The 13,536-nt window shown below is 59.5% G+C and carries 10 protein-coding genes and 1 pseudogene; 5 read left to right on the plus strand and 6 right to left on the minus strand.

Annotation, left to right across the window (positions count from 1 at the left end):
* Positions 1-7 precede the first annotated feature (7 nt).
* Both P3T40_RS35885 and P3T40_RS35890 read left to right on the plus strand, forming a co-directional pair.
* Positions 8-676, plus strand: coding sequence for a hypothetical protein (locus P3T40_RS35885; RefSeq protein ID WP_429272437.1), 669 nt, complete (start codon positions 8-10; stop codon positions 674-676).
* Positions 677-756: 80 nt separating this feature from the next.
* On the plus strand, positions 757-1,290 hold the full coding sequence (locus tag P3T40_RS35890; RefSeq protein ID WP_429272438.1) for a hypothetical protein: 534 nt from the start codon (positions 757-759) through the stop codon (positions 1,288-1,290).
* A 36-nt stretch (positions 1,291-1,326) separates the two neighbouring features.
* Here P3T40_RS35890 and P3T40_RS35895 read toward each other — a convergent pair whose 3' ends face one another.
* From P3T40_RS35895 to P3T40_RS35910, 4 genes are all read right to left on the minus strand, one after another.
* Entirely contained in the window at positions 1,327-2,241 is a 915-nt protein-coding gene (locus P3T40_RS35895) for a LysR substrate-binding domain-containing protein (RefSeq protein WP_429272439.1), read from the minus strand.
* A 241-nt stretch (positions 2,242-2,482) separates the two neighbouring features.
* On the minus strand, positions 2,483-3,598 hold the full coding sequence (locus tag P3T40_RS35900; protein ID WP_429272440.1) for an alkene reductase: 1,116 nt from the start codon (positions 3,596-3,598) through the stop codon (positions 2,483-2,485).
* Positions 3,599-4,107: 509 nt separating this feature from the next.
* Positions 4,108-4,890, minus strand: coding sequence for a TauD/TfdA dioxygenase family protein (locus P3T40_RS35905; RefSeq protein ID WP_429272441.1), 783 nt, complete (start codon positions 4,888-4,890; stop codon positions 4,108-4,110).
* Between the two features lie 187 nt (positions 4,891-5,077).
* A complete protein-coding gene (locus P3T40_RS35910; RefSeq protein WP_429272442.1) occupies positions 5,078-5,650 on the minus strand; it encodes a carboxymuconolactone decarboxylase family protein in 573 nt (190 codons plus the stop codon).
* Between the two features lie 589 nt (positions 5,651-6,239).
* On the opposite strand from P3T40_RS35910, the gene P3T40_RS35915 reads away from it, so the two are divergent.
* Both P3T40_RS35915 and P3T40_RS35920 read left to right on the plus strand, forming a co-directional pair.
* Positions 6,240-7,454: an MFS transporter gene (locus P3T40_RS35915; RefSeq protein ID WP_429272443.1), complete on the plus strand. Its 1,215-nt coding sequence runs from the start codon at positions 6,240-6,242 to the stop codon at positions 7,452-7,454.
* Between the two features lie 570 nt (positions 7,455-8,024).
* Positions 8,025-8,615 carry a carboxymuconolactone decarboxylase family protein gene (locus tag P3T40_RS35920; protein WP_429272444.1) on the plus strand — a complete coding sequence of 197 codons (591 nt, stop codon included), beginning with the start codon at positions 8,025-8,027 and terminating at the stop codon, positions 8,613-8,615.
* A gap of 160 nt (positions 8,616-8,775) precedes the next feature.
* On the opposite strand, the gene P3T40_RS35925 is transcribed toward P3T40_RS35920, so the two are convergent.
* Positions 8,776-9,075, minus strand: coding sequence for a hypothetical protein (locus P3T40_RS35925; RefSeq protein ID WP_429272445.1), 300 nt, complete (start codon positions 9,073-9,075; stop codon positions 8,776-8,778).
* Between the two features lie 2,142 nt (positions 9,076-11,217).
* Here P3T40_RS35925 and P3T40_RS35930 point away from each other — a divergent pair.
* Positions 11,218-11,666 (plus strand): annotated as a pseudogene (locus P3T40_RS35930) (hypothetical protein); the annotation flags it as partial.
* A 268-nt stretch (positions 11,667-11,934) separates the two neighbouring features.
* Here P3T40_RS35930 and P3T40_RS35935 read toward each other — a convergent pair.
* Positions 11,935-13,458, minus strand: coding sequence for a fumarate hydratase (locus tag P3T40_RS35935; protein ID WP_429272446.1), 1,524 nt, complete (start codon positions 13,456-13,458; stop codon positions 11,935-11,937).
* Between the last annotated feature and the right edge of the window lie 78 nt (positions 13,459-13,536).

Raw genomic sequence — 13,536 nt, forward strand, 5'->3', positions numbered from 1 at the left:
TGCAACGATGTCTGAACTTTTCACCCGATTGCGCGCCGCCTGTGAACGGCCTGCCGCGCTCGTCGTCTGCCTTGTCACCTTCCTTGTCGCCGGCAGCGCACGAGCAACGGACGAGCTTCGAACCGCTGTCAGGCTGACCGGATCGTCCGCCACCCAACAGACCACCATAGACGATCGCCAGATCAGGGTAAAAGTCGATCATGCGATGCTTGCCGCCGACCATAGACAATCGCCAACAGCCGATGCCTTCTCTCGCACGTCAGTGTCGGCACGCGTTGCTCCGTTCGAACAGGCACGATCGCGTACCCCAAGTCCCAGCTTCGTGAAAGTGCTCGGCTTATACCTCGTTGCCGGTCTGATGGTGGGCGTTCTTCCCGCTTCGTTCCCGTTGGCCTTGATCCTGTCGGCTGTTGTCGTCAACAAAAGCGCTCCCACCACAGGGCGTCGCGTTTTTACGCTCGCGCTGTGCTATGCCGCGGGTACGGCCGTCGCCTATATAGCCCTCGGTCTAGTCGCGGAGTCCAACGAGCGTACTTCGGGCGTTCCTGGGCATCCGCCGTGGCTCATTCTTTTTGCCGTGATGCTCGTAACGTCGGCGATACGGTTATTGGCGGGTGACCTCGTGCACCTTCCTGCGCGATGGCAACGCACGCTAGTGAGCGCCCCCCTCAGATAAGCAAGGCAGGCGATTATCTGGTTGTCGCTGGAATCGGCACGCTGTCGGCGCTCGCCGTGGGTGCCCACACAACGACTCGTATGATATCCGAGCTCGCTTTCCGAGCACCCGCAGACGGCGGGATCACGGTGGTGGTGGCACTGTTGGTGATGAGCGTTGGGCTGGGGTTGCCTCTGCTCGCGATCGGAAGTGGTATCAGGACACTCCTGCGGCGAACCTGTGCGTGGAAAGATGGCGTAAAAGTCTTCTTCGCCATTGAGTTGCTTGCCACAGCCCTTCTGATTGTTTGGCCCTCACTGGACAGCACGCTACGGCTCGTCATGGGCTCATTGTGGCTACTCGTCGTCATCTCCGAGCTAGGCTTGTTCTCCTCCGGTGGCAGACCCGGAACAATCTGTCGCAAACCAGGCCGAGGCATTGCCGCCGCAGTGGCGATCTGGGCAACAGTATTGCTTGTCGGTCCCGTCACCCGTCGTGTGGACATCCAGCATCTGTTGCAACATCTGGAAACCGCGGCGCGAGTGCCAGCCAGGTCCATCAACAGTCGTCTCGCGAACGCTTCGACACCGGCCCCGACCGTTCCGCAATTCGCCCGCGTGAATCGTAAGACGTGAGCTTGAACCTCGACAGCATGACAGAAGGTGGACCGGTCAGTCCTCGACCGACGTCTCGCCGTCCATGGCCATCGACAGAATCCAGTTCTTGAATGTAAGCAATTGTGGCAAGGGCGCGGATTGTGACGGAAGCATCAGAAAGTAGCTCAACCCAGTCTTAAGGGGACGCTCAATGGCGAGCTGCACCGCACCGCTACGCAGTTCGTCCTGAACGAGGAAGCTGGGAACCAGGCCAACGCCGATACCGGACGATACCGCCTCGATAAGGTGAGAAGTTAATTCAAATTGTGGCCCGAGGTTCATCGCCTCAGAGTCGAGCCCCTGGGCTTCGAACCATCGCCCCCAGACATCCGGTCGCGCGGCAACGCGCAAGAGCAGATGCCGCGATATGTCTGCCGGCTCATTCACCGGCGTGGCGACCGCGAGTGCCGTGCTGATGATCGGCAGGAGCGTTTCGTCGCGCAGGCGATACGAAGCCACACGAGGCCATGCGCCATCGCCAACGCTGATCGCGGCGTCCATACCTTGTTCCGACAAATCGAACTGGCCGATTCTCGAATGAAGATTGATCAGGATACCGCCGTGTTTGATGTAGAAATCACTTAAGCGGGGAACCAGCCATTTGCTGGCGAACGTGGGAAGTGCAGCGAGATCGATGGTGCCGCGCCCTGTTGCCGAAGCAATCGCATGAAGCGATGCGCTCCTCACCCTCTGCAATGCAGCACTGATCTCCCGATGATAGGCAGAACCGATTGCTGTGGGCAGTAGTTTGCGATTGTTACGCCGAAACAACGGGACCCCTAGCAATTCCTCCAGTGCTTGAACCTGGCGGCTTACGGCGCTCTGAGTCAGCGCCAACTCGGCCGCTGCGCGGGTAAAACTCAAGTGCCGAGCGGTCGCGTCGAACGCTATGAGCAACGACATGGATGGTGTCAGGCGGCGTGGGTTCATCCTTGGTCCTCAAGCACTTGACTCGTATCACGGCGAGGGTCCGCATTCAGTCGAGCTTCCCTCGGCTTTGTGATATGAATGTTGGACGCGCACTATAGCGTTGAATAGACGACACTTCTCATAACAACTATTCCGACGAGGCATAACCGCTCGCAGCGCGCCGGCCTGCGTTTACTCGATGCACTCAAAGGGCGACGGAGTCAACAACCCCGCCGCCCTGCTCGCGTCCCGATGAATTCAATCAGGCCACGACATCTTCAGACACCGACGCGTAGTCGGTATAACCGCGGGCGTCACCACCGTAAAACGTCGTGCGATCGTATTGATTGAGCGGCGCACCGCTGCGCAGCCGTTCCGGCAAATCGGGATTAGAGATGAACATCCGACCGAAAGCAACAAGATCCGCGTGGCCGTCGACAATGATCTGCTCGGCATTCTCACGCGTGAAGCCCCCTGCGGCGATGATCGTGCCTTTGTAGATCCGGCGAATGTCCTTCGAGGAAACGTCGGAATCGCTCGTCTCCTTCTCCACGATGCCGCGAATGCGAGGTTCAATCACATGCAAGTAGGCGAGATCATACTGATTCAGTCGTCCTGCCACGTAACCGAACGTCGCATGCGGGTTGCTATCGGACATCGTGCCGTACGTACCGCTCGGCGAAAGACGGACGGCCACACGGCCCGGACCCCAGACGGAAACGACCGCGTCGAGCGTATCGAAGAGGAAGCGAGCGCGATTTTCGATCGGACCGCCGTACACGTCGTCGCGGTGGTTCGTCCCATCGAGCAGAAACTGTTCAAACAGGTAACCATTGGCGGCGTGAAGCTCAACGCCATCAAATCCGGCCTGCTTCGCAAGCACGGCACCGCGACGGAATTGCTCTACAATGCCCGGAATCTCATTCGTTTCGAGCGCGCGGGGAACGGGCAGTTCCGCCTCGGCAATCTGGCCGTTCTCGTCGCGAATGGCGGCATGTTCGAGCGAGCGCAATGCGGATGGCGCAACGGGCGTGACGCCGTCGGTATTGGCCGGATGCGCCTGACGTCCTGCATGCCACATTTGCAGGAATATACGAGCGCCCTTGGCATGGACTGCGTCGATCACCCGCTTCCAGCCCTTAACGTGTTCCTCAGTATAAATTCCGGGCGCCTCAACGTAAGCAATGCCGAGCCGGGCTACGGCCGTTGCGTCGGAAATGAGCAGCCCGCCGTCCGTCGCACGTTGTGTGTAATACTCGACCATGAGATCACCTGGGACGTTGCCCGGCTCAGTGCGCATTCTCGTGAGCGGCGCGAGCACAACGCGGTGTTGCAGTTCGAAATGTCCAACTTTGGTACGACTGAAAAGCTTGCTCATGATGTCATCCTCAAAGGAGTATTGGGTGACTGTATGGTGGCGGCAAACGCCACCATACAGTAGAGGCTACTGAGCAATAGTTATAATTCCTGAGCGGAATGGTGACTCGCGACCGGACACAATTCCGACAAGGACAGAACGAGCCAAAGAGCTGACGGCGAACTGTAGGGACGTCTCGAAGCCGGAGCGCGTCGCTGGACACTTGCTTCAAATTCCCATAGAACGGCGTGTTCACATTACCGGCATTGGCCTGTTTGAGTAACAGCAGACGTATGCAAATGTCCGCCAGCACGGCGAGTGCGGTTGCGACGGCGCCCGACGCGAACAGCAGCCTGAGATTACCGCCTGAGCCAGTGAATATGACGGGATACGCGTAGCCGGAGAGCGCCTGGGAGGAGCGAACACGCGATAGAGCGGCGGCCCCAAGATCGTGCCCACGCCATAAAGAATCGGGAACTGCTTGCTTCACGAATCACGCGGCGATTCGTCGACCCGTTCCATCACCGCTCTTACGCGTCGGCAAGCAGGTAGCCTTCTCCCCAATACACACCGTCTGCCCGGATCGTCGTTCGATCGAGTATACGATGCTGATCCCCGGGGATCGGCGTAGCACAATGGGCAACCCTAAAGTTGTCGGCGATGACGACATCGCCTTCGAGCCAGTGATGCACGTAAGAAGCACCTGCGCGAGAAAGGTGATCATTCAGATCGCGCCTCAATGCCATGAACTCTTCGTTCGTATAGCCAGCAATGCCGCTAGTAAGGCCGACATTGAAGTACAGCGACGGGTCGCGAGTGGCGGGATGGCGCATGACAAGCGCGTGTTCTACTCCGTTTCTATGGAGCGTAACGAGGTCATAGATTGAGGTCTTCCGGTCGTCTGGGAGGGTCCTGTACGCTTCCCGCAGATCTGTAAATAGCGTCTCGCCGCCATCGGCCGGTCGTGCAACCAGATACCAGATCGAAATAGGCGTCGCCCGTGCGCGGAACGAACCGTCGGAATGCCAATAGCGGCCAACGTTTGTGTGACCGTTAGAGGGACGGCTAGCCACGCGGAAAATTTGAGGAAACTCAGCCAACTGACCTTCGCCGGGTGGAAACGTCTCGAGGTCGCCAAAGATCTCTGACATCCTGACCTGATCGACGGGCGAGAGTGCCTGATTCCGGATGGCCAGCAAGCCATGCTTGAGAAGCGCTGCGCGCAAGAGACCGATATCCGTTTGCGTCAACGAGGCCAGATCGACCTCTTCAACCCGCGCACCAAAGCTTGTATGCATCGCGCTGATCTTCATCGCTTCCTCCGATGGTGGCAGCCGTGCCAGATATCTCCCGCGGGAAGTCCGCCTCAAATGTCTCTACGCGTCCAGTCAAGGGAGCGGCACACATTCGCAAGAGCGGTTCGCCTGGGAAAGACGCTCCCGGCTGATGGTTTGCGGGGAACGTCCGACACCGACCATTCCCCGTTTTCGTTCGTGCAGATCAGGCCGCCGCGCCCGCGTCGACCGGCTTCGTCCATTCGTTGCCTTTCATGAACGGGTCGTATTGGGTATGAACGATGTGATTCGTGTAGTTGCTCATGACCTTCGTTGCCACGCCGAGGATAACTTCGAGCACGTTTTGCCGCGTATATCCGGCAGCGAGGAACGCGTCGACATCGGCGTCCGAAGCGAACCCGCGTTCGCGAACGACGATGGTCGCGAAACGGTGCAGCGCTTCGAGCTTCGCGTCAGGCAAAGGCTTGCCTTCGCGCAGCGCCGCGATGACGCCGGCGTCCATCTTGATCATCTTCGCCAGAGCAGAATGACCGGCCATGCAGTAATGGCAGTTGTTCTCGAAGTTCGAGGTCAGATAGACGACCTGCTGTTCGTGCGGCGTCAGCGTGCTTTTCGAAAAGAGATCCCACAATGCCGAATAGCCCGCAAGCAGCTCCGGAGACTCGGCCATGTGCGACTGCAGGTTCGGCACGAAGCCGAAAGTCTTTCTTGCGTCTTCGAGGCCCTGCTTTGAGGCAGCCGGGGCTGTTTCGATCGTGTACGAATTAAAGGTGCTCATCGGCTGCTCCACTGAATGAAAATGATGATGAGCAGATGCTACGCGAGGCGCCAATACTGCGGAAGACAGCGCGGCGGCATAACGTTCATTCCTGGCATGCATAGGTGAAACGCGCCCGGTGGCGCCCGATTCGATCTCGTCGCCGAAAGGATCGACATCGCGATACGGCTCCGAGAAGCGGCGCTTACGGCGGTCGTCAGCGCACTTTACCTGCCCGATCAACGCGGATCGAAGCGAGTCAAGGCGTTTATCGATCTGATCACATCGCTCATCGGCGTGCAGGAGTCAGCGCAGGCTGTCATCCTCGACCGCTGCCCTAAGCCGACTCTATCTCGGACAGCGTCGTGCAGCGCGTTACGCCTTCCAAGGCGGAGTGCCGTTCCGGCTGGCATTGCGCCGCGCGCAATGGACGATTGCACAGCGTCCGTATTCTGTGCGGCGCGGTGAATGATTAAGCTTTCGGCAGTCGACGACGGATAGCAACACCTGGCGTCGCCGGAGTCGGGGTCACGGAAATGATCTTGCCTGGGTCCCGCACCCTGGACCAGATCTTCAGGTCTGAAGTGATCTCATTGCCCAAGGAACTACCATGTCTACGCCCTCGCGTCCGCTCACCGGAAGCCCGCACTCTGTTCAGCTCACACAAGGGCTAATCGCCCTGTTTGCCTTCAGTTGCGGAGCGATCGCCGCCAACCTCTACTACGCACAACCCATCACCGAGTTGGTTGCCCCGGCACTCCATATGTCGGCCGGAACCGCAAGCCTGATCGTTTCGCTCACACAGATCGGCTATGCGCTAGGCCTGTTCTTCATTGTGCCGCTCGGCGATCTGATCGAGAACCGCAAGCTGATGATCGCCACTGCCATCGTGTCGATCATGAGTCTTGCGGGGGCATCCGTCATGGATTCGTCCGGCTGGTTCCTCGCCGTGTCGTTGCTGATTGGTTTCAGCTCGGTCGCAGTCCAGATCCTGATTCCCCTCGCCGCGCATCTCGCGCCTGACCACTCTCGCGGACGTGTGGTCGGCACGATCATGGGGGGACTCCTGCTCGGCATTCTGCTGTCGCGGCCACTCTCAAGCGTCGTGGCCGGTTACTTCGGCTGGCGCTTCGTATTCGCAGCCGCCGCTGTACTAATGACCCTCGTCACAGCCGTCCTCGTACTGACGATTCCGCAGCATCAACCCACTCGTCGCACCACATACTTCGAACTCATCGGCTCGTTGCTGCATCTCATCCGTACGACGCCAGCGCTGCGTCACCGCTCGGTCTATCAGGCGTTGATGTTCGCGTCGTTCAGCTTGTTCTGGACAGCAGTGCCGATCGAACTCACACGCTACTATGGGTTGTCGCAATCCGCTATCGGGCTGTTTGCCCTAGTCGGAGCGATCGGCGCCACGTCCGCACCAGTGGCGGGCCGCCTCGCTGATGCTGGCCATTCGACGCAAGCAAGCTTTATCGCGCTCATAGCCGGCGCCCTGTCCTTTGTACCCGCGCTCGTGCACCCTGCCTGGGGCGTCTACGGACTCGTTGTCACCGGTATCGTGCTCGACTTCGCCGTGCAGATGAGCATGGTCGTCGGGCAACGCGAAATTTATGCACTACACGCGGAAAGTCGCAATCGTCTTAACGCCCTCTACATGACAAGCATTTTCGTCGGAGGCGCAATCGGCTCCGCGATCGCCAGTCTCTTGTACGAGCATGGCGGCTGGACGCTGGTAGCAAGCACTGCCACCGTGTTCCCGGTCATCGCATTCGTGCATTTTCTGGCAATCGGCCGGCCGCATGCACTGCGTCGCAGTTAAGCCAGGGCAGCCATCCCGCGGCCTGCATGCGGGAAGTTGCAGTCGGTTGCTAAACTCGCGCGCAAAATAGCTCAAGCATCAGGTGCGATGCACGGATGTGGCCGACGACTGCCATCTCGCCTCGCACAGTGCTCTCGAAGTAGTCGCGAGGCAGGCCTCGTTCAGACACGTGTCGCTGGGACGGTGCATCAAAACACTTTGCGACGTGCTGAACTGGACTCTAAGTTCCAGGGGCTGCTAGATGCCGTTCTCAAGCATTACGGCACTTACTTGACGGTTGACAGACCGCGTTCGGCCGACTGCGGCCGCTGGGCGGCGAGATACAGACGTTTGAGCGCCCCGCATACCCAGACAATTGTCATTCAGGCGGCCACCCATCGCACCCCGGCGAGCGGACCCAAGCGCAATCTCCGTGAGACGCCCGCTCTGCCGATTCACGACTTCCGAACCGAGCTGACCACTGCTGCTGTATGCCAGTTGGGAATAGCTCCTATGTCCCGGCGCCGCCTACTGCGAAGGTGTCGCATCAGCGATACTCGTGCCTCTATTGTTCTTGATCCGAGGCAGTCGATGGCCAAGTTTCTCGCTTATACAGCAGCATCCGCCCCTGCTGCGTCTCAACCGGGCCTCCGACAGGCAGAACGTATTTTTGGCGTCGTGCCGAATCTCCAGGCGCATTTGGCAGAGTCGCCGGAAACACTGTCCGGCTATTTCACACTTCTCGAACTTTTCTCTAAGAGCACGTTGAGCTCAGTGGAACAGCAAGTTGTATCGATGACTGCAAACTTCGAGAACAGCTGCCACTATTCGATGGCTGGACACAGCGCTCGCGCGTTGCTGGTTGGCATGGATCAGACGCTCGTCGCTGCCCTACGTGAAGGTAAGCCACTTGCGGATCCAAAGCTTGAAGCGTTGCGTCGCTTCACGACTCACGTAGTACGGGAACGTGGTTTCGTTGCTGATGCGGACATCAACGCCTTTCTGGCGGCGGGCTACTTTCGCCGAAACGTGCTAGAAGTGTTGCTCGGTGTAGCGGCGAAGATCTTGGGCAATTACACAAACCATATTGTCCGGACGGAATATGATAATTTCATGCGCGGGCAGGAATGGAGCAAGCCGCCAGCCTTCGACGCGAACGCCATTCCTACGAGGAGCGACTGATAGTGGCGGGCCCCGTCTTCATGGATCTCTGGCGTGGCCGCAGCATCCGATCGCCGCCCAACCAACAATGAGCAGACCATGAACCTCCCCGTCAAAACAAACGGATGTTCCGCAATCCGTGAATGCCGTGGAATCCCTTGGATCTGACGTCCGTGCAAGACTAAACGTACAGAACGCGACGCGTCTTTAGGTAGGCAAAGTACCGCTCGGGTGGCACTTCATGGTCCTGATCTTCGATGTGCTGATACCGGGCGAACCGGCATACGGCCTTCAACGACGCATCACGCTGACCCACCGACGCAGCCTCGGCGGCCCAGTCAATCGCGGCCTGCGCGCGGACGCGCGTCTCACCTCGATTGACAGCAAAGCGCGCAAAGCTGTGCAGCCGGTAGTCTGCCTTCACCAGTTTGCAGCCGACTGCACGGCGAGCGACAATGTAGGACTCCAAGGCTGGCATCATTCCATCACCTCCGGCCAAGGCTGTGCGATTCGCTTGAGCAACACGACGTCAACCTTGGCGTAATATGCTGTAGCGTCGATGCCGCGATGCCTCAGGACCATGCCCATTTGCTCGAGCGGAAGAACGTGACGCAACATCTCAGTCGACGCTGTGTGTCGCAGGAGATGCGCACCCTTTGCGAGTGAGCGCACCTTGGCACAGCTGGTCAGTGACATTCTTGCGAGGCATCGGAGAGCGTGCAAAACTGGGTGAGGTCGATTTTGTCAGCCCGCCCTGGTTTGCGGCATGGTTGCAGGGTCTGTTCTGTTCGTTGATCGGTGCCAGCCCTAGGCATGCGACCCCGATGGATTTGCCGTGACGCGAGGCGGCTATCTCGAGCGCCGAGATGCGGCGGAGCGAGAATGCCCCTGTTTAAACTGCTCCCCTGACCTCCACCATGCAATCCGCCCCTTCGTCGGTCCAGCGCATCTGCCGCTCCTAGCCATCCGGAGGCTGACGACCTGGTTCACTGCGGACTCGGGATGCTGCTGCTGACCGGCCGGCCCTTGCGATGCCGAGCGCGCCGTAGTTGACCAACGTTCGCGCGTCGTTCCTCAGGTACCTGGAGACGGCGCTCAGCTTCCACAGCGTGCTGAATTCGTAACCTTCCCTCGTCACCAACTGACCATCCAGGGCCTTGATTCACCCCACCGCCTCGCTGTCTTTGCCATGCGACACTAGCCATCTGGCGTGGTTGATTTCGGTCTTCACCGACTCCCGTTCGAGTGAGGCGAGCACCTTACTGCGAATACCGAACGCTTCGCCGTCTGGAACTTCACCGCCCCAGACTCCTCGAGTTTGAAGGCAAGAGTTATCGCCTCCGGGAAGCCGCCGCCGGACATGCCGTCACTTAGGAATCCGACGCATAATCCAATCGTGCTGCCTGGGGGAATTTAGCCGCCCACAAGTGGAGGAGTTTGAACTGCCCATCGGGGCCGTTTCGGCTGAGGAACTGATCGAGTCGCTCTGAAGCCACCCTGAACCGTGCCCCGTAGCTGTTCGCGTGGCGCCGCCGCATCGTCCTGGGGAGCGCAAGATTTCCGGCCAACCGGTTGCGTCTTGGCCCACGCTTCGCCCAATAGGACGCGGTCGGATCGTATCGTATCGTATCGTATCGTGCAGGCATTATGTCAACCATGGCCCGCGTCCGAACGGAGTAATGGCGCGGACCAACCCTTTATAGACGTTCAACGACTTGACCGGCGAACGGCAGATTTCGGGGTGCAACCGACGCTCGCCGCGCCGAGTTGGTCGGCAAGTTATCGGCCACAGCGGTCGTTGGCCCCTCAAGCCGTCAGCGGCTGGTATGGGTTTCTCAGTTGACGATGGCCGCCAGACTGGACGAACGGCCGACAGTCGCCGAGCGGCAGCACACGACCGACCCAGTAAGAAACATTTGCGCCTTGCAAAGGCCGGCCGTTCGGGGCGCTTAGCCGAGCCAACGGGACCCGAAGCCACCTTCCGCAACATGTCGCGCTAGTCCCCGATAGAGCCGAGCAGTAAATTCTTCAAGACAACGAATCTCGTGATCAAACCCAGTCGCCGATAAAACAGCAGAGTCAATGGATTAAGGTCTCCAAAAAAGGCACGTAGCACCCTGTTGATCAGCCCGGTTCAAGGTCAATTCAAGGAGACGGTGCACCAGTTGTTGTCCCCGTGCCGCTGGTCGCACACCCAAGATAGGCAAAAGCCAGGCATCGATGAGGTGCGCAGGAGCGCTACTTGCCATCGATTCGGGCGGTGCAGTACATCGCGACATCGCTGTCAGTTGCTTCATCAGGGAATCAACGCCTTCCAGTAATTTTCTGGGAGACATTCCGCTTCGGAAGCACATACTCAGTGAATCTTGAACAATCCCGGGCGCCATCCGTGGCGAGGTTTTTCGGCTGGAATGGTTTTTGAAATTTGCAGGAACCTGGCACATTAACGCGAGAATCCTCGATGTTTCGACGAGGTGCAGATAGGCCCGAAGATGCCGGTGACGGAGGGAGATTTCTTCCGGCAACCGCTGCGCGAACAGATCAACCCGAAGCACCCGTTGGTCGGTTTGGCTGACCTGATTAGCTGGGAGCGATTGGGCGCATCGTTGAGCGAAAGCTTCGTCCGTACGACGGTCATACGCTGGCTGAAGCGCTGGAACAGGCGGCAATCCTGTGCGACGCACGCCGGAAGTCGCCATCGTCGACCGTGGATACAAGGGTGTCGCGGTCGACGGCGTGAAGATCTACCACCCGGGTTTGCGGCGGCACATCACACGTGGACTACGCCCGATGATCAGACGGCGAAGTGCAATCGAGCCACCCATCGGCCACATGAAGACAGACGGAAAACTCGATCGGAATTGGCTCAAAGGTGCGCTCGGCGATGCGATGCACGCGGTGCTGTGCGGTGCCGGCCACAACCTCCGGATGATCCTCAGGAAGCTGCTGCTTCTTTGCGTCTTCGTTCTCGCTGCTTTGTTCAACCCCGGCATTGCCGCCAACGTGACGGTGTGGAGTCAGCCGCACGAGAAACGAATTGTTCAGGACGAGCTACTTAGTTCCGAGCTTTAGTTCATGAAATCTGGTCGACTGTACGACGACGCTGGCATCCTCAGCGCGGATCCGCGCTGCCGATACGGCTTTATCAAAGCACGCGGCGTGATCGTCGTCCGCAATAACGGCAGATGGTTCGTGCGGTTCACTCAGGTTAACGATACCGGGACCGTACGCTTAGCCCAAGGACTGTTCGGCGAACAAGCCTGCTACGAGCGGTGCGTGTGGCCCACGGACGAGCCGAATGCGCCAGATAGCAGCGGAACCCGCACGTCGCGTCATTCACTCATGCAACCCGAGTGGGAATGCGTTCGGTGCGAATCATCTTCTGCCAGTTGTCGGGCCCTGTTGTATGGATGGACTCGCCGTGCAGATCAATGCCGACCGTGACGGGCATATCTTCCACTTCGAACTCGTAGATGGCTTCCATGCCGAGTTCGGCGAACGCAACCACACGCGAGCGGCGGATGGCCTGCGAAACCAGATAGGCAGCGCCGCCCACCGCAACCAGATACGTGGTGCGATGACGGCGAATCGCCTCGCTCGCCGCCGGGCCGCGCTCTGCCTTGCCAATCGTCAGGAGCAGACCCGTGGCGCCGAGTACGCGATCCATGAATTTGTCCATCCGCGTGGAGGTGGTCGGCCCAGCCGGCCCGACTGCTTCATCGCGCACAGCATCGACCGGGCCAACGTAGTACAGCGCGCGCCCGTTAAAATCGGCTGGCAACGGTTGTCCGGCGTCCAGTAACTCGACCATGCGGCGATGCGCCGCATCGCGTGCCGTCAGCAATTTTCCTGACAGCAGCAGCGTTTGCCCGGCGCGCCAGGTAGCCATTTGTTCGGGCGTGAGCGTATCGAGGTCGACGCGCACTGCATCGACCGCGGCGGACCAGGTAACGGCGGGCCAACTGTCCGTCGCCGGGGGAGTGAATGCCGCAGCGCCACTGCCGTCCAGCATGAAGCTGATGTGCCGATCCGCTGCGCAGTTCGGAATCAGCGCAACCGGCAGTGATGCGGCGTGTGTCGGATACGTCCGTAGCTTGACGTCGAGCACGGTAGTCAGGCCACCCAGTCCCTGCGCACCGATAGCCAGCGCATTGATCGCCTCGTATAGTTCGATACGCAACGCTTCAGCCTGAGTTTGCGGTCCACGCTCCAGCAATTCGTGCATGTCGATCGGGTCCATCAGCGATTCCTTGGCAAGCAGCATCGCCTTCTCCGCGCTGCCGCCGACACCGAGGCCAATGATGCCTGGTGGACACCATCCCGCACCCAACGAAGGAATGACCGACAGTACCCAGTCTCGCACGCTGTCCGACGGGTTGAGCACGACGAAGCGACTCTTGTTTTCGGCCCCGCCGCCTTTGGCGGCCACCGTGCAGCGTACGCTGTCGCCGGCCACAAGACGCACGTGCACGACGGCCGGCGTGTTGTTACCCGTGTTGGTCCGCAAAAATAGCGGGTCGTCGACGACCGACGCGCGCAGTGGATTGTGCGGATCGGTATAAGCCGCGCGTACGCCTCTATTGACCAACGTTTCGACATCATGCGTCGTATTCCAGCGTACCTCCATGCCGATATCGAGGAATACGTTGACGACGCCAGTGTCCTGGCACAGCGGTCGCCGCCCCAGCGCGGCCATTCGCGAGTTCGTCAGGATCTGCGCGATCGCGTCGCGCGCCGCCGGTGAGCGTTCGCGCGCGTGAGCGCGAGCGAGATGGGTGATATAAGGCGCCGGATGATGGACGGCGATGAACTGCAGTGCGTCCGCGATCGAGCGCACGAAATCATGTTCGTGAATGGTGATCATAGGTCAGCGGAAAGGAGGAGTCAGCGCGCCGGCCACACCGGTCAGTGCGGCCGCTCGTGGGAATGCGTGAGAAGCGGA

This window comes from Paraburkholderia sp. EB58, assembly GCF_050436665.1.
Taxonomy (GTDB): domain Bacteria; phylum Pseudomonadota; class Gammaproteobacteria; order Burkholderiales; family Burkholderiaceae; genus Paraburkholderia.

Coding starts and splice junctions, on each gene's coding strand:
- P3T40_RS35885 (WP_429272437.1), top strand. CDS start 8: ATGTCTGAACTTTTCACCCGATTGCGCGCCGCCTGTGAACGGCCTGCC.
- P3T40_RS35890 (WP_429272438.1), top strand. CDS start 757: ATGATATCCGAGCTCGCTTTCCGAGCACCCGCAGACGGCGGGATCACG.
- P3T40_RS35895 (WP_429272439.1), bottom strand. CDS start 2,241: ATGAACCCACGCCGCCTGACACCATCCATGTCGTTGCTCATAGCGTTC.
- P3T40_RS35900 (WP_429272440.1), bottom strand. CDS start 3,598: ATGAGCAAGCTTTTCAGTCGTACCAAAGTTGGACATTTCGAACTGCAA.
- P3T40_RS35905 (WP_429272441.1), bottom strand. CDS start 4,890: ATGAAGATCAGCGCGATGCATACAAGCTTTGGTGCGCGGGTTGAAGAG.
- P3T40_RS35910 (WP_429272442.1), bottom strand. CDS start 5,650: ATGAGCACCTTTAATTCGTACACGATCGAAACAGCCCCGGCTGCCTCA.
- P3T40_RS35915 (WP_429272443.1), top strand. CDS start 6,240: ATGTCTACGCCCTCGCGTCCGCTCACCGGAAGCCCGCACTCTGTTCAG.
- P3T40_RS35920 (WP_429272444.1), top strand. CDS start 8,025: ATGGCCAAGTTTCTCGCTTATACAGCAGCATCCGCCCCTGCTGCGTCT.
- P3T40_RS35925 (WP_429272445.1), bottom strand. CDS start 9,075: ATGATGCCAGCCTTGGAGTCCTACATTGTCGCTCGCCGTGCAGTCGGC.
- P3T40_RS35935 (WP_429272446.1), bottom strand. CDS start 13,458: ATGATCACCATTCACGAACATGATTTCGTGCGCTCGATCGCGGACGCA.